General features: G+C 73.7%; 22 protein-coding genes. 11 read left to right on the top strand and 11 right to left on the bottom strand.

What is annotated here, in order from left to right; all coding sequences use genetic code 11:
- Positions 1-263: 263 nt before the first annotated feature.
- Positions 264-1,937, bottom strand: coding sequence for a von Willebrand factor type A domain-containing protein (locus tag AB0I29_RS09005; protein ID WP_357480547.1), 1,674 nt, complete (start codon positions 1,935-1,937; stop codon positions 264-266).
- Positions 1,938-2,180: 243 nt separating this feature from the next.
- Here AB0I29_RS09005 and AB0I29_RS09000 point away from each other — a divergent pair, with 243 nt between their 5' ends.
- Positions 2,181-3,704 (top strand): aldehyde dehydrogenase family protein, encoded by a 1,524-nt coding sequence (locus AB0I29_RS09000; RefSeq protein ID WP_285102569.1) that lies wholly within the window; start codon positions 2,181-2,183, stop codon positions 3,702-3,704.
- Positions 3,705-3,797: 93 nt separating this feature from the next.
- On the top strand, positions 3,798-4,235 hold the full coding sequence (locus AB0I29_RS08995; RefSeq protein WP_357480543.1) for a DUF779 domain-containing protein: 438 nt from the start codon (positions 3,798-3,800) through the stop codon (positions 4,233-4,235).
- On the opposite strand, the gene AB0I29_RS08990 is transcribed toward AB0I29_RS08995, so the two are convergent.
- Complete coding sequence (locus AB0I29_RS08990) at positions 4,192-4,692, bottom strand: hypothetical protein (protein WP_357480540.1); 501 nt, start codon at positions 4,690-4,692, stop codon at positions 4,192-4,194. The two genes, AB0I29_RS08995 and AB0I29_RS08990, sit on opposite strands and share 44 nt — an antisense overlap.
- A gap of 126 nt (positions 4,693-4,818) precedes the next feature.
- On the opposite strand from AB0I29_RS08990, the gene AB0I29_RS08985 reads away from it, so the two are divergent.
- The gene (locus tag AB0I29_RS08985; RefSeq protein ID WP_357480537.1) at positions 4,819-5,622 is read left to right on the top strand and encodes a MerR family transcriptional regulator; all 804 of its coding nucleotides are present in this window, start codon (positions 4,819-4,821) and stop codon (positions 5,620-5,622) included.
- On the opposite strand, the gene AB0I29_RS08980 is transcribed toward AB0I29_RS08985, so the two are convergent.
- Complete coding sequence (locus AB0I29_RS08980) at positions 5,586-6,203, bottom strand: DinB family protein (RefSeq protein ID WP_285102576.1); 618 nt, start codon at positions 6,201-6,203, stop codon at positions 5,586-5,588. The two genes, AB0I29_RS08985 and AB0I29_RS08980, sit on opposite strands and share 37 nt — an antisense overlap.
- A 55-nt stretch (positions 6,204-6,258) precedes the next feature.
- On the opposite strand from AB0I29_RS08980, the gene AB0I29_RS08975 reads away from it, so the two are divergent.
- Positions 6,259-7,143, top strand: coding sequence for a PfkB family carbohydrate kinase (locus AB0I29_RS08975; protein ID WP_357480533.1), 885 nt, complete (start codon positions 6,259-6,261; stop codon positions 7,141-7,143).
- On the top strand, positions 7,134-7,772 hold the full coding sequence (locus AB0I29_RS08970; RefSeq protein WP_357480530.1) for a nucleoside/nucleotide kinase family protein: 639 nt from the start codon (positions 7,134-7,136) through the stop codon (positions 7,770-7,772). The genes AB0I29_RS08975 and AB0I29_RS08970 overlap by 10 nt, the downstream gene beginning before the upstream one ends.
- Positions 7,773-7,780: 8 nt before the next feature.
- Here the strand turns inward: AB0I29_RS08970 and AB0I29_RS08965 are convergent, their stop codons facing one another.
- Positions 7,781-8,398 (bottom strand): Rv3235 family protein, encoded by a 618-nt coding sequence (locus AB0I29_RS08965; protein ID WP_357480527.1) that lies wholly within the window; start codon positions 8,396-8,398, stop codon positions 7,781-7,783.
- Between the two features lie 58 nt (positions 8,399-8,456).
- Positions 8,457-9,362 (bottom strand): hypothetical protein, encoded by a 906-nt coding sequence (locus AB0I29_RS08960; protein ID WP_357480524.1) that lies wholly within the window; start codon positions 9,360-9,362, stop codon positions 8,457-8,459.
- A 153-nt stretch (positions 9,363-9,515) separates the two neighbouring features.
- On the opposite strand from AB0I29_RS08960, the gene AB0I29_RS08955 reads away from it, so the two are divergent.
- Positions 9,516-10,070: a hypothetical protein gene (locus AB0I29_RS08955; protein ID WP_357480521.1), complete on the top strand. Its 555-nt coding sequence runs from the start codon at positions 9,516-9,518 to the stop codon at positions 10,068-10,070.
- Between the two features lie 99 nt (positions 10,071-10,169).
- Here AB0I29_RS08955 and AB0I29_RS08950 read toward each other — a convergent pair whose 3' ends face one another.
- Positions 10,170-10,388, bottom strand: coding sequence for a helix-turn-helix domain-containing protein (locus AB0I29_RS08950; protein WP_020016485.1), 219 nt, complete (start codon positions 10,386-10,388; stop codon positions 10,170-10,172).
- A 195-nt stretch (positions 10,389-10,583) separates the two neighbouring features.
- On the opposite strand from AB0I29_RS08950, the gene AB0I29_RS08945 reads away from it, so the two are divergent.
- From AB0I29_RS08945 to hisN, 3 genes are all read left to right on the top strand, one after another.
- Entirely contained in the window at positions 10,584-11,273 is a 690-nt protein-coding gene (locus AB0I29_RS08945) for a hypothetical protein (RefSeq protein ID WP_357480517.1), read from the top strand.
- Positions 11,270-12,571 carry a hypothetical protein gene (locus tag AB0I29_RS08940; protein ID WP_357480514.1) on the top strand — a complete coding sequence of 434 codons (1,302 nt, stop codon included), beginning with the start codon at positions 11,270-11,272 and terminating at the stop codon, positions 12,569-12,571. The genes AB0I29_RS08945 and AB0I29_RS08940 overlap by 4 nt, the downstream gene beginning before the upstream one ends.
- Positions 12,572-12,664: 93 nt before the next feature.
- The gene (gene hisN, locus AB0I29_RS08935; RefSeq protein WP_285102588.1) at positions 12,665-13,465 is read left to right on the top strand and encodes a histidinol-phosphatase; all 801 of its coding nucleotides are present in this window, start codon (positions 12,665-12,667) and stop codon (positions 13,463-13,465) included.
- Positions 13,466-13,473: 8 nt separating this feature from the next.
- Here hisN and AB0I29_RS08930 read toward each other — a convergent pair whose 3' ends face one another.
- Complete coding sequence (locus tag AB0I29_RS08930) at positions 13,474-14,028, bottom strand: hypothetical protein (RefSeq protein ID WP_357480510.1); 555 nt, start codon at positions 14,026-14,028, stop codon at positions 13,474-13,476.
- Positions 14,029-14,156: 128 nt separating this feature from the next.
- Here AB0I29_RS08930 and AB0I29_RS08925 point away from each other — a divergent pair, with 128 nt between their 5' ends.
- A complete protein-coding gene (locus tag AB0I29_RS08925) occupies positions 14,157-14,786 on the top strand; it encodes a hypothetical protein (RefSeq protein WP_285102590.1) in 630 nt (209 codons plus the stop codon).
- 65 nt (positions 14,787-14,851) lie between these two features.
- On the top strand, positions 14,852-15,280 hold the full coding sequence (locus AB0I29_RS08920) for a VOC family protein (protein WP_285102591.1): 429 nt from the start codon (positions 14,852-14,854) through the stop codon (positions 15,278-15,280).
- A gap of 8 nt (positions 15,281-15,288) precedes the next feature.
- Here AB0I29_RS08920 and AB0I29_RS08915 read toward each other — a convergent pair whose 3' ends face one another.
- From AB0I29_RS08915 to AB0I29_RS08900, 4 genes are all read right to left on the bottom strand, one after another.
- Positions 15,289-15,810, bottom strand: coding sequence for an endonuclease V (locus AB0I29_RS08915; protein WP_357480506.1), 522 nt, complete (start codon positions 15,808-15,810; stop codon positions 15,289-15,291).
- Positions 15,811-15,812: 2 nt separating this feature from the next.
- Positions 15,813-16,949 carry a ribosome small subunit-dependent GTPase A gene (locus tag AB0I29_RS08910; RefSeq protein ID WP_357480503.1) on the bottom strand — a complete coding sequence of 379 codons (1,137 nt, stop codon included), beginning with the start codon at positions 16,947-16,949 and terminating at the stop codon, positions 15,813-15,815.
- Positions 16,949-18,265, bottom strand: a complete 1,317-nt coding sequence (gene aroA, locus AB0I29_RS08905) for a 3-phosphoshikimate 1-carboxyvinyltransferase (protein WP_285102594.1) — start codon at positions 18,263-18,265, stop codon at positions 16,949-16,951. The genes AB0I29_RS08910 and aroA overlap by 1 nt, the downstream gene beginning before the upstream one ends.
- Before the next feature lie 91 nt (positions 18,266-18,356).
- Positions 18,357-18,830 (bottom strand): DoxX family membrane protein, encoded by a 474-nt coding sequence (locus AB0I29_RS08900; RefSeq protein ID WP_357480499.1) that lies wholly within the window; start codon positions 18,828-18,830, stop codon positions 18,357-18,359.
- Positions 18,831-19,115 lie beyond the last annotated feature (285 nt).

Raw genomic sequence — 19,115 nt, 5'->3', positions numbered from 1 at the left:
GTCGGCCGGCCGCCCGGAGCGCACGGTCCACCTCGAGAACGACCTCGGGGACCGAAAGCGCGAAGATCGGTGTCCGGCGTCATTCCCCGGTAGCGTGCGGCCGGTGCGGATTCGAATTCGGCATTGATCGCGCCCGGTCGAAAATTCCCGGACGGTTCGTCGGCGGTAAAACTATCTCCAGCGCTTTCTGTATGTCTTTCGATCGGGTTTGTCGAAAGCGCGCCGGGTGACAGACGCGGTCCCGCGTCGAGATCACCCCACCCTCACCCCATCTCGCGGTAGGCGTCGACCAGGTCGACGAACTCCGCCCGCAGCCCGTACGGGTCCGCGCCCAGCGCACCCGCCGCCCGGGTGCGAGCCCCGTCGAGGTTCGCCTCCGCCCGGTACTCCGAGCCCGTGGCGATCAGCCCCAGCTCCGCGACCGCGGAGGCGAACTCGAAGTCCGCGGACGGCGCCGTCGTGTACGCGGCGGCGCCGACCGGGAACTCCACCTCGGTGCTCGCTGCCGACACCCCGCCGTCCGGCGACTTGTACCGCACGTGCACCGTCATGAAGTCGTCGCTCGTGCCGACCTCCCGGTCGGAGTACTTCAGGCCGCCGTCCGAGCCCTTGCCGCCGTCCGAACCGGCCGGGACGAGCTCGTAGAACGCCGTCACGGAGTGGCCCGCGCCCACGTCGCCCGCGTCCTTCGTGTCGTCGTCGAAGTCCTCGTCCGCCAGGCGCCGGTTGTCGTACCCGATCAGCCGGTACGAGCCGACGGTGGCCGGGTTCAGCTCGACCTGCAGCTTCAGGTCCTGGGCCACGACGAACATCGTCGAGCCGAACTCGTCGACCAGCACCTTGCGCGCCTCGGCCAGGGTGTCGATGTACGCGTAGTTGCCGTTCCCGTGGACCGCGATCGCCTCCATCATGCTGTCCTTCAGGTTGTACATGCCGAAGCCCAGCACCGACACGTACACCCCGGACGCCCGCTCCGCCTCGACCAGCGTCGTGAGCTCCTGGGGCGAGGACGGCCCCACGTTGAAGTCGCCGTCGGTCGCCAGGATCACCCGGTTGTTGCCACCCTCGACGAAGTTCTTCTCGGCCAGCTCGTACGCCGTGGTCAGGCCGGCCGCACCACCCGTGGAACCGCCGGCCCGCAGCGACCGCAGATGGTCCACCAGCACGCCGTGCTCCGAGCCGGGCACCGAGTCGGCGACCACGCGGTTGTCGCCCGCGTACGTCACGATCGACACGCGGTCGCGCTCGTCGAGCTGCTCCACCAGCAGCGCGAACGACTCCGCCAGCAGGGGCAGCTTGTTCGGCTCGTCCATGGACCCGGACACGTCCAGCAGGAAGACGATGTTGTTGCCCTCCGACGTCGGCACCGCCTCCGTGGCCTGCACGCCCACCATGGCGAGCTGGTGCTCCGGGTTCCACGGGGCCCGCGCCACCTCGGTGGTCACCGAGAAGGGGTGCTCGGCCCCGGCGGCGGGCGCGTCGTAGTCGTAGTCGAAGTAGTTGACCAGCTCCTCGATGCGCACCCCCTCGGGCGCGACGCCCTGGTTCACCTGACGGCGCAGGTTCGAGTAGGACGCCGTGTCGACGTCGGCCGAGAACGTGGACAGCGGGCTCGTGGCGACGTCGAGGAACGGCGACTCGGGGGAGTCGTCGTACTCCTCGCCCGCGGGGTCGACCGGGCCGGGCTCGGGGTAGGGCTCCGGGTAGGGCGGGACGAACGCCTCGTCGCTCAGGGCTTCGGGAGCCCGCGCGGCGTCCGGGGCCGGCGCGCCGTCGGGGGCCGCGTCGGGGGCCGACAGGCTGGTCGCCTCCTCGGCGGCGCCCGACCCGCCGTCGTCGGCGGTGCAGCCCGCGAGCGCCAGCACCACGCTCAGTGCCGCGGCGAGCGGGACCATCAGCGGGACCGTGGGGGCGGTGCGGCGTGGTGCGAGGTTCATGGGGGCTTCTCCTCGGTGTCGGCTCGTCGCACGGGCACGGTCGGTCCGGCGATCTGTCCTCATGAGTCCATCTGTGCCGGCGCCCTCCCGGCTTGCCCCTGCGAGGTCACGGTCGGGTTGCAACGCGGATGCAACGCCCCGCTGCCTAACCTCGCCGCACTCGGGCGCACCGGTGCGCCTGGGGCGCGGCTCCGCCGTCGGGCAACCCGGAGGCGGGCGCGAGATCCTGCGAGGAGGCAGACCATGACCGTGTACGCAGCCCCAGGTACGGAAGGTGCCATCGCCAGCTTCCGGCCCCGGTACGACCACTGGATCGGCGGCGAGTACGTACCCCCGGCGAACGGGCAGTACTTCGAGAACCCCAGCCCCGTGACCGGACGCACCTTCACCGAGGTCGCACGCGGCGACGCCGACGACATCGACCGGGCCCTCGACGCCGCACACGGCGCGGCGCCCGCGTGGGGACGCACGTCGGTCACCGAGCGCGCGATCATCCTGAACAAGATCGCCGACCGCATGGAGGAGCACCTCGAGGAGCTGGCCGTCGCGGAGACCTGGGAGAACGGCAAGCCCGTCCGCGAGACCCTCAACGCGGACCTCCCGCTGGCCATCGACCACTTCCGCTACTTCGCGGGCGCGATCCGGGCCCAGGAGGGGTCGATCAGCGAGATCGACGGCGACACGATCGCGTACCACTTCCACGAGCCGCTGGGTGTCGTGGGGCAGATCATCCCGTGGAACTTCCCGATCCTGATGGCGGTGTGGAAGCTGGCGCCGGCGCTCGCTGCGGGCAACGCCGTGGTGCTCAAGCCGGCCGAGCAGACGCCGACGTCGATCCTGTACCTCATGGAGCTCATCGCGGACCTGCTGCCGCCGGGCGTCGTGAACGTGGTCAACGGGTTCGGCGCGGAGGCGGGCAAGCCGCTCGCGAGCTCGTCCCGGATCCGCAAGATCGCCTTCACGGGCGAGACCACGACGGGCCGCCTGATCATGCAGTACGCGTCGCAGAACATCATCCCGGTGACGCTGGAGCTGGGCGGCAAGTCGCCGAACCTGTTCTTCAGCGACGTCGCGGCGGCGCACGACGACTACTACGACAAGGCCCTGGAGGGCTTCACGATGTTCGCCCTCAACCAGGGCGAGGTGTGCACGTGCCCGTCGCGCGCGCTCATCCAGAGCGACATCTACAGCTCGTTCCTGGCCGACGCCGTGGCACGCACCGAGGCGATCAAGCAGGGCAACCCGCTGGACACGGACACGATGATCGGGGCGCAGGCGAGCAACGACCAGCTCGAGAAGATCCTCAGCTACTTCGACATCGGCCGGGCCGAGGGTGCCAAGGTGCTCACCGGCGGCCACCGGGCGGAGCTGGAGGGCGACCTCGCGGGCGGCTACTACGTGACGCCCACGATCTTCGAGGGCAAGAACGAGATGCGGATCTTCCAGGAGGAGATCTTCGGGCCCGTGGTCGCGGTCACCGAGTTCGCCGAGTTCGACGACGCGATCAAGATCGCCAACGACACCCTCTACGGGCTGGGCGCGGGCGTGTGGACGCGCTCCGGCGCGGACGCGTACCGGGCCGGGCGGGCGATCGAGGCCGGCCGGGTGTGGACGAACAACTACCACGCCTACCCGGCCGCGGCGGCGTTCGGCGGGTACAAGGGCTCGGGCGTGGGCCGCGAGAACCACAAGATGATGCTCGACCACTACCAGCAGACCAAGAACCTGCTGGTCAGCTACTCCCCGAACAAGCTGGGCTTCTTCTAGGCCGGGGGCACCTCGTCGGGCGGGAGGCCGGGCCGGTACGTCACCGGCCTCCCGCCCGGCCGTCCGGTTCGGCTTCGAGTTCTGGGAGGTTCCATGCCCGACGACGTCCGCCCCACCCCCGCCCCCGTGACCGGGTCACCCGCCGCGCGGGTCGCCGTGACCGACGACGCGGCGGCGCTGCTCGTGCGCCTGCGGGACAAGCACGGCGAGCTCATGTTCCACCAGTCGGGCGGCTGCTGCGACGGCTCGTCGCCCATGTGCTACCCGGACGGCGACTTCATCACCGGGGACGCGGACGTGCACCTCGGCGACCTCGCGATCTCCGCCGCGGAGGCCGGGTCGTTCACGGTTCCGGTCTGGATGAGCCGCAACCAGTTCGAGTACTGGAAGCACACCCACCTGACGATCGACGTGGTCCCGGGCCGTGGCGCCGGCTTCAGCGTCGAGGCGCCCGAGGGTGTGCGGTTCCTCATCCGGTCGCGCCTGTTCACCGACGACGAGTGGGAACGGCTCGAGGCCATCGGGGCCTGATGCGGGGCTCGGGTCCGGCCGGCGCGTCGTCCGGAGGCGATGCGGCGTCCGGAGCCAGCGCGGCGACGCCGTCCGCCGTCGCGAGGAAGAACGCGGCGACCGTGAGCCCGTGCTCGGCAGCGGCGGACCGGAGGGCCGCGTGCCAGGCGTGGTCCTCGGGCGAGGCGTAGGGGGAGCCAGGGCGTTCCAGCACGAGCAGCACCGAGGCGCCCGGCTCGCCCCGCAGGATCTCGTGCCAGGCCCGGCCGAGGTTGCTCGTCAGGAGCGCGTCGGGCTCGTCCGGCACGAGGTCCACGGGTACGACCATCGGCAGCGGGCGGCGCGCGCCGTCGAGCAGGGCGAACCAGAGCGTGCGGCGGCGCGGCCGGATGCCGCCGTGCAGGAGGTTCGCGAAGGCGAGGAGCGCCGCGTCGTCGACCAGGGGCTGGTCCGGGATGATCTCGCTCGATGCTGTCATGACGATCAGTCTGGGCGCGAGCGGCATCGGACATGAGTTATCCACAGGTTTAGTTGCTTGATCATGCTTGATCCGCGGAGACTGGGACTTGAAGTTGACGCGACGTCAACCTTTACGGTGATGAACATGCAATGGTCCATCCAGGAGATCTCGCGGCTGACCGGCGTCACGAGCCGGACGCTGCGGCACTACGACGCCGTCGGCCTGCTGCCCGCCGTCCGCACGACGGATGCGGGCCCGCGCCGTTACGACCGCACCGCGCTGGTGCGGCTGCAGCGGATCCTGCTGCTGCGTGATCTCGGGCTCGGCCTCGGCGCCATCGCCGAGGTGCTCGACGCCCAGCGGGACGAAGCGCAGGCGCTGCGCACGCACCTCGTGTCGCTGCGGGCGGAGCAGGGCCGGCTGGCCCGGCAGATCGCGTCGGTCGAACGGACCGTCGCGGATCTCGAGAAGGACCCGGACACCACCGAGGAGAACATCATGGCGAAGGACATGTTCGACGGCTTCGACCACACGCAGTACGAGCAGGAGGTCACCGAACGCTGGGGCCGCGACGCCTACCAGCGGGGCGACGCGTGGTGGCGCGGCCTCACCGCACGGGAGCAGGAGGAGTGGAAGGGGCGGGTCGCGGCGCTCAGCAAGGACTGGGCCGACGCCGCGGTGGCGGGGACCGACCCGGCCTCGGACGAGGCCCAGGCCCTGGCCGCACGGCACGCCGAGTGGCTCGCGTCCGTGCCGGGCACGCCGGGCGCGGGGCAGCCGCTGCCCGACCGCGGCTACCTGCTGGGCCTGGCCGACATGTACGTGGCGGACGACCGGTTCGCCGCGAACTACGGCGGCACGGAGGGCGCGACGTTCGTCCGGGACGCGCTGCGGGTCTTCGCGGAGCGGGCCTATCCCGCCGTGGCCGACGCGGACGGTGCGTACTGAGCCCGGTACAGGTCGCGCAGCAGACAGATCTCGCCGCCGTGCGCCATGGCCTCGCGGTTGAGGTGGGTCACCAGCGCCGCCATCGGGAACTCGGCGAACGCCACGCCCTTGGGGCCGATCGGGCGCATCAGCGACTCGTCGTCCAGAGCGGCGATCCCGGCCTGCCACGATCGGTAGCCCTCCTCGAGCACGGCCAGGCCGCCGTCGGCCGTGACCGGGGCCTCGGGCCAGTGCCGCGCGTCGAACATGTCGGCGTCGGGCGGCGCGTCCGTCGGGCCGAACAAGGCCCGGGCGCGCCGCCCGAACACGTCGCGGCCCACGTGCACCATGCGCCAGGCGATCGTCGTGACCGGCGGGATCTCCGGCTCGGGCACCTCGTGCTCGAGCCGGGGCTCCCCGTCCGCCCCGGCGCGTACGCTCCATGCCGGCGAGGCGGGCTCCCACAGATACTCGGCGTCGGTGAGGCCCTCCAGGCGGGGCCACAGGTGGACGTCCCAGTAGAACGAGAGCTGGTCCAGGAGCAGGTCGCGCCACACGGCAGGGCGCGTTGTCGGCGGGATGGTCGGCTCCGTCGTGGTCATGTTCGGACAGTACGCCCGGTCTCTGACATCCGGTTTCAAAGGTAGCCTCTGCCCCATGTGCGACACCGCCGCCAAAGCTCCGCAAAAACCCCCGGTGACCTGCTGGTTCGCAGGTCTCACGACGCTCGATGTGATCCACCGCAGCGCCGTCCGGCCCGGACGCAACGAGAAGATCACCGCCGTCCGTCAGGACGTCTCCGCGGGTGGCCCCGCGGCGAACGCCGCGGTCATCGCGGCGACGCTCGGGGCGCGTGCGCTGCTGATCAGCGCGATGGGCACCGGTCCGGTGGGTTCGGCCGCCCGGGGCGACCTGGAGCACCACGGGGTCGAGATCCACGACGCGGCGGGCGGCCGGGAGATCCCCATCGCCGTCTCGGCCGTGCTGGTCGACGACGTGACCGGCGACCGGTCGGTCGTCTCGCCGGACGCCACCCTCACCAACGGCCTCGACGTCACCCGCGTGGAGCTCGACGGCCTGCCGCGGCCCGACGTCGTCCTGCTCGACGGGCACCACCCCGACCTGGCACGGAGCGTGCTCGCGTACGCCCTCGCCCTCGAACCCCGCCCGCTCGTCGTGCTCGACGCCGGTCGTTGGCGCCCGGTCTTCGCGGACCTGCTCGGTGCGGCCGACGTCGCCGCCCGGTCCGCGGACTTCCGGGCGCCCGAGGACGCCGCCACGTCCCGGGCCGTCGTCACGACGCACGGATCCGCCCCCGTGACCTGGTGCGACAAGGACGGACGGCACGGATCCACCTACGTGCCGAGCGTCGAGGTGCGCGACACCCTCGGCGCGGGCGACGCGTTCCACGGCGCCCTGTGCGTCGCGCTCGCCCAGGGCGCCGGGCTGGAGTCCGCGGTCCAGGAGGCGATCCGGGTGGCGTCCATCCGCGTGCAGCACGTCGGCCCCCGGTCCTGGCTGGAGTACGCGCCGTGCGCCTGACCACCGCGGAGCTCGTCGAGCGCGCGGCCCGGCTCGCCGACGACGCCGTCCGGCACGGCGAGGCCGGGGTGCTCGGCATCACCGGCCCGCCCGGCGCGGGAAAGTCGACCCTGGCCGCCGCCCTCGCCGACGGACTGGCGCCCGGTACGGCCGTGGTGGTCGGGATGGACGGCTTCCACCTGTCCAACGCCGTGCTGGAGGCCCGCGGCAGCCGCGCGCGCAAGGGCGCGATCGACACCTTCGACGACGCCGGCTACGCCGCCCTGATCGCCCGCATCGCGGGCCGCCGGCCGGGCAGCCCGCAGGTCTTCGCGCCGGAGTTCCGTCGCGAGATCGAGGAGCCCGTGGCGGCAGGAACCGTCGTGGCCGACGAGCCGCTGGTGATCACGGAGGGCAACTACCTCCTCGCGGCCGACGGCGCCTGGCCCGCAGCCCGCGCCCGGATGGCAGAGGTCTGGTACGTCGACCTGCCCGACGCCGAGCGCCTGCGGCGCCTCGTCGCGCGCCACCACGCGTTCGGCAAGCCCCTGCCCGACGCCGAGGCGTGGGCCCGCGGCACCGACCAGCGCAACGCCGACCTCATCGCCACCACCCGGGACGCCGCCGACCTCGTCGTGGAGTGGGTGTAGCCACCCGGTCAGCCGATCTCGAGGACCGCGACGCGCCACACCCCGCGCCGTGCCTCCAGCCGCACGGCCGCGGCGCGCACCCGTCCCTCGTCGTGCAGGATCACCGTCGCCTCCGCGGACGTGGCGCCCAGCCGGACCAGCCGCACGCGCCGTACCGCGGCCGGGTGCGCCTTGGGCCGCGGCGGCCGCACCTGACGGGCCTCCCGCATGAGCCGGCCCCGCTCCAGCAGCTGGTCGTAGACCTGTGGCGTCACCCACCGGGCGAGCTGCGCGGCGGGGCGCTCGCCGCGCAGCACCTCGACCGCGGCGCGGACCACGCGGCACACCTGCGCGGTGGGGTCGGGCAGGGTGGGGTCCGGCTCGGGCACCGGTCGGCCGGACAGCGCCTCCAGGGCAGCCGCCGCGTTCTGCAGCTCGGGGTACGGCGTGCCGCCGATCCGCATGCGGCGCAGCCGCCGGCCGATGCCGGGTCCGGTGACCGGTCCTGCCGGCGGCACGGCGGGCCGCTGGGTGGGTAGCGCCGCCGCCCCGGCCGCCGGGCGTGGAGTAGTGCGGCGGGTGCGGGACGGCGTGGCGGGCTCCGTCGCGGTGTTCGTGGCCTCGGGTGGGCTGTCGAGCGTGGTCATCCGGAATCTCCTGGGGGCGCGGTGCGGGTGCGAGGCGGTGCGGTGGGTCGGACGACTTTCAGGGCTGGTGCAGCACCGTGCCCGGGCGGATCAGGTCCGGGTCGGAGCCCAGCACCTGGCGGTTGGCGTCGTGCCAGCGGTCGACGGCCTCGGCGATCTCTGCGTCGGACGGCCCATCGGTGTCGGCCGGGCCGCCGGCCCGGGCCGACCGGTCGCCATCGGACGGCCTGTCGGCAGCGAGCCCGTCGGCGGCGATCGCCCACAGCGTGTCGCCCGTCTCGACCGTCACCGGTTCCCGGCCCGCTTCCGCACGCCGGTCCTGGTCCACCAGGGACGCTCGCCCGGGCGTCGACCCGGTGCCCGAGGCGACCGACCGGCCCGGGCGGCCCGTCGGCTCCCCGCTCATCGTGCTCGTCGGCCGCCAGCCGAGGTCGAGGACGACCGCGGGCCCCGCCTCCGCGGCGGGTACCCCGACGGCCTCCGGCAGGGCCATCGCCGTCGGCGCGGTGAGCGCCAGACCGAGCCCGGCACCCGCGGCGACCCGGGCCATGCGCCGCACCACGGCCGGCGCATGGCGGGCCACGGTGCGTTCCGCCGCCGCCCAGCGCCTGCCGCGCCGGTCCGCGAGGACGCAGGCCAGCGCGAGGAGCGCGTGCACACCCGTCCAGCCGGCCACCGCCGTGCCGACGGCGACCGCCGCCAGCTCGACGACGTCCTCCACCGGGAACAGCGCCGCACCGAGGCCGGACCCCACCTGCCACGTGCGGGTGCCGAGGACACCGCACGCCGCGACGAGCGCCGTGCCGACGGCGAGCAGCCCGAGGAGCCCTCTCCAGGTGCCTCCGGTCTCCGCGTCCGGGGCCGAGGCCGGGGAGCCGGCCGTCGGGCGGTCGGGGTGCGATGGCTTCCGGCCGACGTCGTGGCGGTCGGCAGCCGGTGCGTGCTCAAGGGCGTGCGTCGACATGGTTCCCCCTGCTGCGATTCGATTCCTGACACTATGAGTCCGAACGGCACTAGTGATGACACTTGATGTCGTCCGGCGACCGTTATTCAACAGGGGTGTCAGGAGGGTGTCCACCGGAGAGCGGGATGCCTGTGGATGGCGCAGGGTGTCTCCATGACATCCGTGCGCCCGACCGGCCCCACGCGCTGGGAGGCGCTCTTCAGCGATCTCGAGGCGCAGGCCCGCGCGCAGGTGGCGGCGGAGGCCGACGCGCTCGTGTCCGAGCTGACGCGCGCCGAGCACGCGACGATGACGCTCGCCGACAGGTTCCGCGCCGTCGTCGGCGCGGTGGTGACGGTCGAGCTGCTCGACGGCGCACCGTTGCGCGGCGTCGTGCTGGAGGCGGCGGACGAGTGGGTGCTGCTCCAGGGGGTCCGGCCGGAGCCGGCGAGCCAGCACCTCGTGCCGCTGGCCGCGGTGGCGGCGGTGCACGGGCTGACCCGTCACGCGGCGTCCGCGACGTCACGGCGGGACTCCGTCGGGCTGGGACCGGTGTTGCGGAGCCTGCAGCGCGACCGGGCGCGGGTCGCCGTGCGCACCCTGAGCGGGGTGTCGGCCGGGCGCATCGCACGCGTGGGCCGCGACCACCTGGACGTCGACCTGCTCGACGGGCGCGGAGCCCGGCTGGTTCCCTTCCCGGCCCTGCTGGTTGTCAGCGAGGCACCCTAAACCGACTGGAATGCCCGGAAATGGACAGCGGGACCGGTCTCACCCCGCATGGAGTGTGCCGGTCCCGTCGGTGTACGACGCGGCCTTTCAGCCGTCTGCTCAGCCGTCAGCGGCCGCAGAGCCCTTGAGCCGCTCACGGCTCTTTGCGTACATACGCTCGATGTACGACTCGAGCTCGGCTGCCTCGACGCGCCAGACCTTCTTGGGCCCCACCTGGATGGCGGGAAGGTCGCCGGTACGAACCAGTGCGTAGCCCTGGGCCATCGAGATGTTGAGGGTCTCGACCACATCCGCCAGAGAGAGAAAGCGCTTTTCCATGGGAACAGTGTGGCACGAGACACCGACATGAGGGGGTTATCCACAAGAAGTGTTTATCTGATGCCGGATCGGCGGCGTTCGATCACTATGGTTCCGGCGCTCTGCCCAGGCTGTGCACCATTCTGAGCGGGTTCGGGGCTCAACTTCTACTCGACGCCCTACCCAAAGTCCACCAAAGTACGCGGAAGGACCGAGATGACGTATGCCCCGGCCGCCCCGGCGCCCGCAGTCCGGGAGCAGGGCCTCCCCGAGCCGGTCGCGACCAGGCTGCGCAGGCCCGGCTGGCGCGACCCGCGCCTCGTGACCGGCCTCGTCATCGTCGCGCTGTCGGTCGCCTGCGGTTCCTGGGTGGTCTCGGCGGCGAGCCGCACCACCCCGGTCTTCGTGGCCGACGGTGCCCTCACGCCCGGCGCGCCTCTGACCGCCGAGTCGCTGCGGACGGTCGACGTCCGCCTCGGGTCCGGGACGGGCCGCTATCTGTCCGCCGCCGAGCCGTTGCCCGCGGACCTGGTGGTGCTCCGCGTGGTGGACGACGGCGAGCTGGTGCCGCTGACGGCCCTCGGCGCGGACGCCGACGTCCGCTCGGTCTCCGTCCCCGTGGGCTCGGGGCTGTCGGACCGCATCCGGGCCGGTGTGGTGGTGGACCTCTGGTTCGTCCCCGACGTGCCCGTCACGCACGAGGCGGGCGCGGCTCGACCGGAGCCGGCCACGCTGGCGAAGGACGTGGTGGTCGAGCAGGTGGACGCGCAGGACGGCGCGATCGTCGTGGACGGCACGGTGACGCTGCACGTGCTGGTCCCGGAGGACTCCCTGCCGACCGTGCTGGCCGCGCTCTCCGACGCCGGCACCGTCGCCGTCGTGCCCGTGGCGGGCGGTGTCCGGTGAGCGAGGACCGGACGGTCACCGTCCTGGTCGCGGTGCAGGCACCCGAGGAGGAGGCGGCGGTGGTGACCGTGCTCGGCGCGCAGCCGCGGATGACCGTCTCCCGGCGGTGCGCGGAGCTCGCCGAGCTCCTGGCCGCGGCCGAGGCGGGCGCGGGTACGGCCGCGGTCGTCTCCGGGGACCTGCCGGGCCTGGACCGGGACGCGGTGGCGCGGCTGCGGGGCGCGGGCCTGCGGGTCGTCGTGGTCGAGGATCCGGCAACGCCGGCCACCCGCCTCGCAGGTCTGGGCTGCGACGCCGTGGTCGCGGGCGGTGACGCGGAGAACCTGGTCGCCGCGGTCCGCGGCGACGGCTCGGCCCACGGCGCCGGACCCGCGGTGGGCGCCGCTCCGGCAGCCCTTCCCGACAGCGGGACCAGGCCCGGCATGCTCGTCGCCGTCTGGGGTCCGGCCGGATCGCCCGGCCGGACCACCACCGCCATCGAGCTCGCCGCGGCCCTCGCGGGGGTGGGCGCCACCGCGCCGCGCCGCTCCGGCGTGCTGCGCCGGCCGCGTCCGGTGCCCCCGGCGCACGGTGCGAGCACGGTGGTGCTGGCCGACGCCGACACCTACGCCTCCTCGGTGACCTCCCGCCTCGGCCTGCTCGACGACGCGCCCGGCCTGGCCGCCGCCGCCCGCGCGGCCGGCCAGGGTGTGCTCGACGTGCGGACGCTGGCCGGGCACGCCCCGGTGGTGCTGCCGGGTGTGCGCGTCCTGACGGGCATCACCCGGGCGTCCCGCTGGCCCGAGCTGCCCGCCAGCTCGCTCGACGTGGTGTTCCAGCGCAGCCGCGAGCTCGCGGCCTGGACCGTGGTCGACTGTGGCCCGGTGCTCGAGGCCGACGAGCTGCTCATGTACGACACGCGCGCACCGCAGCGCAACGGCGCGACCCTGAGCGCGCTCCAGGCCGCGGACGTCGTGGTCGTGGTCGGCAGCGCCGACCCCGTGGGGCTGCAGCGGCTGGTGCGCGGCCTGGAGGACCTGCGGGACGCCGCTGTGCCGATCCCGGCGGCCCGCGTCGTGGTCGTGAACCGGGTGCGGGTCTCCGCCGTCGGACGCCGGGCCGAGGCCCAGGTGCGCGACGCCCTCGCGCGCTACGGGGGAGTGGGCGACGCACACCTCGTGCCGGACGACCCGGCCGGGCTCGACGCCGCGCTGCTGGCAGGCCGCGTGCTGGCCGAGTGCGCGCCGGGATCGCCCGCGCGGGCCGCGTTCGAGGGCCTCGCGACGCGGGTCCGGGAGCTCGTGCCCGTGGTGGTCTGAGCGGACCGGCGGCCCGCACGGGGCACATCGCGCGTAACAATCCGCCCGTCCGGCGCGGCTAGGCGGCGGAAAGTTGGCATCCGGCGCTAGGTTGTGCCCGTGGCCGCCGTGACGAAGGACAACTACGCCGACGACCTGCGTCTGGCGCACGTGATCGCCGACCAGGTCGATTCCATCACCATGTCCCGCTTCCGGGCGCTCGACCTCAAGGTGGAGACCAAGCCCGACCTGACGCCAGTGTCCGACGCCGACCGCGCGGCCGAGGACTTCATCCGCGGCCAGCTCGCCCGCGCGCGCACGCGCGACGCGATCGTCGGCGAGGAGTACGGCTCCGCGGGCAGCGGCGCGCGGCGCTGGATCGTGGACCCGATCGACGGCACCAAGAACTTCGTGCGCGGCGTCCCCGTGTGGGCCACGCTCATCGCGCTGGCCGACGGCGACGAGGTCGTCGTGGGCCTGGTCAGCGCACCCGCCCTCGGCCGGCGCTGGTGGGCGGCCAAGGGCTCGGGCGCGTGGACCGGCAAGTCGCTGGCGTCCGCGTCGCGGATGTCGGTCTCCGGCATCTCGCGCGTCGCCGACGCGTCGTTCAGCTACGCGTCCCTCGGCGGCTGGGAGGAGCGCGGGAAGCTGGACGGGTTCCTCGACCTCACCCGCGCCTGCGCGCGGACCCGCGGGTACGGCGACTTCTGGTCGTACATGCTGGTGGCCGACGGCGCCGTCGACATCGCGGCCGAACCCGAGCTCGAGGTCTACGACATGGCCGCGCTCGTGCCGATCGTCACCGAGGCGGGCGGCACCTTCACGTCGCTCGACGGCCGGCCCGGCCCGTGGGGCGGGAACGCGGTGGCGACGAACGGCAAGCTGCACAAGGAAGCGCTCGACTTCCTCGGCTGACGGCGGCGTCAGGCGCGCGGGACGTCCTTGATCTCGCTCCAGTCGTACCAGAGCAGGTCGCGGTCCGTGACGCGCTGCAGCGCCTCGTCCAGCGCGGTGTCGGACTCCTCGCCCACCTCGGCCGTCGTCTCGGCGTCGCTCTCCTCGTCGGCCGCGGCCAGCACGTCGGCGATGTCGGCGCCGGCCTCCGGCTCGTCGACGTGCACGCAGACGATCGCCACCTGCTCGACCGTGCTGGTCACCTGGACCTCGGAGGCGACGGGCTCGTCGTCGTCCGAGCCGCCGGCCGGGACGGGGCCGACCGCCGCGTCCGGGACCTCCACCGTGATGATCACGCGCTGGTGCGGGGCGTCGGGCCGGCCGGCGATCAGCGCCAGCGAGTCGTCGGCGGCGTTGAGCGCGGCGACGTACTCCAGGCTCTCGGCGTCCTCGTCGGGCAGGGCGGCCTCGAGCTCCTTGGTCACGGCGTGGGCCCGGCGGGGCGCGACGGTCCAGCGGGCGGCGTCGGTGGCGTGAGAGACGGCGTCGAGCTCGTCGAGCGTGGCGGGCACGTAGATGCGCATGTGCTCAGTCTGCCGTGTGTCGAGCCCACGCGAGTGGAGTGGCGGTGTCACCCAGTCCCCGTACTCTCGTGTCCGGCGCCGGGGCGGGACGCCGAGGGTAGTGGTAGCAGCCGAGGGCAGGAGACGAGATGGGTGCCAAGACCGCGATGCTGGTGTACGCGGACGGAGACGTGGCGACGGGTCTGACGGGCGCGGCCGAGTTCGCCGACGAGGCGAGCGCTGCCGAGCTGCTCGGCCTGCTGTGGCCACCGGCCCGGATCCGGCCGGACGGCGAGGAGCCCTGGGACCTCGGGGACGCGGTGTTCCCGCCCGAGGGCCGGGCGTGCGCCCTGTCGACGCCCGAGGTGGACGTGCTGTGCGACCAGGCCCTCATGCTCGACCGGCCCTCCCAGCTGCCCGCCCACCTGGTCGACGCGAGCATGGGCCGCACCCTGTACCTGCACGCGATGCACAGCGTGGTGGACTGGTTCGCCTTCGCGGTGTGGCGGGACGGCACGCTCGTACGCTCGCTGAGCCTGTCCCCGGACGACGGCGTGCTGGAGGACAGGGGCGAGCGCCTCGCCTTCGAGCAGCCGTTCTGGGCGGGCGAGCACCCGGCCGGGGGTGACTACGCGCTCCCGTTCCACCCGCTGGAGCTGGGGGAGCACGCCCTGAGCGAGTTCTTCGGCTTCAACATCGAGGGGGCCGACGACGGCGGCCCGTCCGCCGGCCGGCTGGACCCGTGGGCCGTGGAGCTGTTCGGCTTCCAGGTGGTGTAACCGGGTCCAGCGCTCGACAGATCTCCGAAACACTCGTACATTTGTTCGAGAACGAGGAGGTCGTCATGCCCGAACCCACCACAGCCCGTCCGACCGGGGTGGTCCCCATGCTGTCCTACCAGGACGGCGTGTCCGCCATGGACTGGCTCATCAAGGCCTTCGGCTTCACCGAGGCGGAACGCTGGCTGGACGACGACGGACATCTCTCCCACGGCGAGCTCGACGCCGGCGGCGGTCGCGTGATGCTCTCGGAGCTCGCGTCCTACGAGGGACCGGCCGAGCACCGCAAGCACTGCCGGGCCGCCGACGCGTGGCTGTCGACCCCCTGGGTGATCGACGGCGTGCTGGTCCACGTGGACGACGTCGAGGCCCACCTCGCCCACGCCCAGGCCGCCGGCGCGGGGGTGCTGTCGAAGATCGAGGAGGCGCCGTACGGCCGCTCGTACCGGGCGGAGGACCTGGAGGGGCACCGCTGGATGTTCCTCCAGCCCTGACGGGTCGGCTACGCCGGGTCCCCGCCGCGGGCCAGCCGGTCCACGCGGCGCAGCGCGTCGGGGAACCGCGCCTCGCCGGCCATCTCCCGGACCAGGTCGGCCGCGGCGACGAGCGGCATCCCCGACGCCGTGACGTACAGGGGACGGGCGGACCGGCCGCGCAGCACCTCGGCGGCGTGCGACGCGGCGTGAAACCGGGTCTTGGCCACGCCGAGCACCACGGGGGCCAGTCCGGCGTCGGCCACGTGGGCGCCCAGCCCTGGGCTGCCGGCCGGGTCGAGGTCCACGTAACCGTCCACGATCAGCAGGTCCAGGGGTGCGACGCCGGCCAGCACCTGGCGGAGCGGCGGCAGCTCGCGCTCGTAGAACCGCCCCGGCCGGTACTCCGCGACCTGCTCGACCAGCACGGAGCGCTCCTCGACCAGCGTCGCGAACGTCGGGTCCTCGGCGACGACCAGCGCGGCCCGCGCCCCGCCGTCGTCCAGGTACTGCACGTCCACCGCGCCGTAGCGCGGGGTGCCGTCGGTCATGGTCAGGCGTCCGAGCCGGTCCGGGACGAGAGCAGGCGGCGGAACGAGGCGAGCCGGGCTGCCCGGGCCTGCCGCTCGTCGTCGGGGGAGGCCTCGACCCAGTCGTCGAGGGCGCAGTCCGGGGCGTCCGCGAGGTGCGTGCAGCCGCGGGGGCACTCCTGCGCCACCTCGTTCAGGTCCTCGAACGCCTGCAGCAGGTGCGCCACCTCGACGTGCGCCAGGCCGAACGAGCGCACGCCCGGCGTGTCGATCACCCAGCCGTCGAATGCCTCGCCAGGCTCGGCGCCACCTTCGTCGGGTGCGGCGCCACCTTCGTCGGGCGCGCCGTCGTCCTCGGGCTCGCCCTCCGGGGCCCCGACCGGGAGCCGCAGCGCGACCGCCGACGTCGAGGTGTGCCGGCCGCGCCCCGTCACGTCGTTGACCACCCCGGTGGCCCGCCTCGCCTCGGGCACCAGCGCGTTGATCAGCGTCGACTTGCCGACGCCCGAGTGCCCCACGAGCACCGACACCAGGCCGCGCAGCCGGTCGCGCACCTCCTCGACGGACTCCGGCGTGAGCACCACGGCGCCGTCGTCGCCCGACGGCGCCCGCTGCGTCACCACGACCTCGACCCCGAGCGGCTCGTAGAGCTCGCGCAGGTGGTCGGGGGAGGCGAGGTCCGCCTTGGTCAGGCACAGGAGCACCGACATCCCGGCGTCGTAGGCGGCCACGACGCAGCGATCGATCATGCCGGTGCGCGGCTCGGGCTGGGCCAGCGCGGTGACGATGACGAGCTGGTCCGCGTTGGCGACGACGATCCGCTCGTAGGGGTCGGTGTCGTCGGCGGTGCGGCGCAGCGTGGCGGTGCGCTCCTGGATGCGCACGATCCGCGCGAGCGACCCTTCCTCGCCGGAGGTGTCGCCCACGACGTCGACCCGGTCGCCGACGACGACCCGCGTGCGGGTGAGCTCGCGCGCCTTCATGGCGGTCACTGTCAGCGCCTCGTCCACGAGCAGCGTGTACCGCCCGCGGTCCACGCCGGTGACCAGCCCGGTGACGGCGTCCGAGTGCTCGGGGCGCTGTTTGGTCCGGGGCCTGGACCCGCGCTTGGACGGGCGAGACCTGAAGTCCGACTCGTCGCGGATGTCGCGCCGGCCCATCAGCCCAGCATGCCCAGCCACATGCCCGTGAAGTCGGGCAAGGTCTTGGCCGTGGTGCCGATGTTCTCCACCAGCACTCCTGGCACGCGCAGGCCGAGCAGCGCGGCCGAGGTGGCCATGCGGTGGTCGGCGTACGTGCGCACGACGTCGCCGCGCAGCGGCCGCGGCGTGATGACCAGGCCGTCCCGGGTCTCCTCCGCCTGCCCGCCGAGCCGCGTGATCTCGCGGGCCAGCGCGGCCAGGCGGTCGGTCTCGTGACCCCGCAGGTGCGCGATGCCGCGCAACCGGGAGGGCGAGTCGGCGAGCGCCGCCAGCGCGGCGAACGTCGGTGCGAGCTCGCCGCCGGCGTGCAGGTCGACGTCGATCCCGTGGATCTCGCCCGTCCCGGTCACGGACAGGACGCCGTCGGCCAGGGTGGAGGTGCCGCCCATGCGCTCCAGCAGCTCGGGCACCATGGCGCCCGGCTGGGTGGTCAGGGTCGGCCAGCCGGGGACCCGTACCGTGCCGCCCGCGACGAGAGCCGACGCGAGAAACGGTGCCGCGTTGGACAGGTCGGGCTCGACGCGCACGTCGCGGCCGGCGATGGGGCCGGGGCGCACGCTCCAGATGCCGTCCCGCGAGTCGTCGACCTCGACGCCGACGTCGCGCAGCGTCGCGACCGTCATCTCGATGTGGGGCAGGCTCGGCAGCGTGGCGCCGATGTGCCGCAGCGTGAGGCCACGCTCGTAACGCGCGGCGGCGAGGAGCAGCCCGGACACGAACTGCGAGGACCCCGAGGCGTCGACGTCCACGGAGCCGCCCGGCACGCTGCCGCGGCCCTCGACGGTGAAGGGGAGGTAGCTCGGCAGGTCGCCGGTGTCGCCCGTGCCCTCCGGGTCGTGCACCGTGATGCCGAGGGCGCGCAGCGCGGCGAGCACCGGCAGCATCGGCCGCACGCGGGCCTCGGGGTCGCCGTCGAACCGGACCGGGCCGTCGGCGAGGGCGGCGAACGGCGGCAGGAACCGCATCACCGTGCCGGCCAGGCCGGTGTCGACCTCGGTGCCGCCGGTGACGGGCCCCGGCGTGACGTGCAGCGTGCTCGGCTGGTCGCCCTCCTCGATCCGAGCGCCGAGGGCGCGCAGGGCGCCGATCATCAGGTCCGCGTCCCGGCTGCGCAGGGCGCCGCGCAGGGTGCCCGGGGAGTCCGCGAGGGCGGCGAGCACCAGGAGCCGGTTGGTCAGCGACTTGCTGCCGGGTACCTCGACCGTCGCGTCCAGCGGCGCGCCGGCGAGCGGCGCCTCCCATGTCGGTGCGGGCGCGGTGGTCGAAGAAGTCATGTGCCGAGATTATCGCGGAGCGGAGCCGCGCGGCGGCTCGTGTCCGGCGCGCCGGTCACCGGGGGTGGCCTGCGCGTCCGGCACCCGGCGGTCACGCCTCGGCGGCCGCGGCCTTCTTCTCCGCGCGTGCCGCGCGAGCCTGCTGGACGCGCCACGACATGCCCGGCCGGCCCTCCAGGTCCGCACCCGCGATGAGAGCGGCGCCGACCGAGGCGAGGTTGTGCAGGAACCGGTCGGTGCGCGCTGGCCGCTCCGCCTTGGGCGCGGTGAAGGGCTGGTTCACGACGGCGAGCGGCAGCGTCAGCAGCGCGAGGGCGAGGGCGGAGGCGCGCGGCGCCTTGCCCAGCGCGAGCAGCGCGCCCGCCGTGGCGGTCGCGATCCCGTGCGCGCGCACGAGCGTGGCGACCTGCTTCTCGCTGAGCGGCTCGGCACCGAGTGCCTTGGTCGCCAGGGCCGATCCCGTGCGGGCGGCGGCCACGTGCTCGCTCGGCTTCCGGGCAGCCTGCACGCCGTCGTAGATGAACGAGGAGGCCAGCAGCGGTCGCGCGATGTGTCGAAGCAGCATGGCTCCACCTTGGCAGATGCGGGCCGCGGTCGCAGCAGGATGCCGCGCGCGCCGCCGGGAATTCGAGGCCGTGGACGGCGGTTGAAGCGGACGTGGAGCAATGCCTCGAGAAGGATGCGGTGAACGACACGGTGATCGGCACGGTGACAAACGCAACAACCAGCCCGGAGACCAGCGGCCTGCCCGGTGCGACGGCAGGTTCGTCGGCGGTCGCGCAGAGCGCTCCCCTGATGTTCGGAGCAGTCCCGACGCACCTCCTGGACGCCGGTACCGACTCGGCGAAGG

It is taken from the genome of Promicromonospora sp. NPDC050262 (assembly GCF_040655935.1).
GTDB lineage: Bacteria > Actinomycetota > Actinomycetes > Actinomycetales > Cellulomonadaceae > Promicromonospora.
This window is presented reverse-complemented; position numbering and strand designations above follow the sequence as displayed.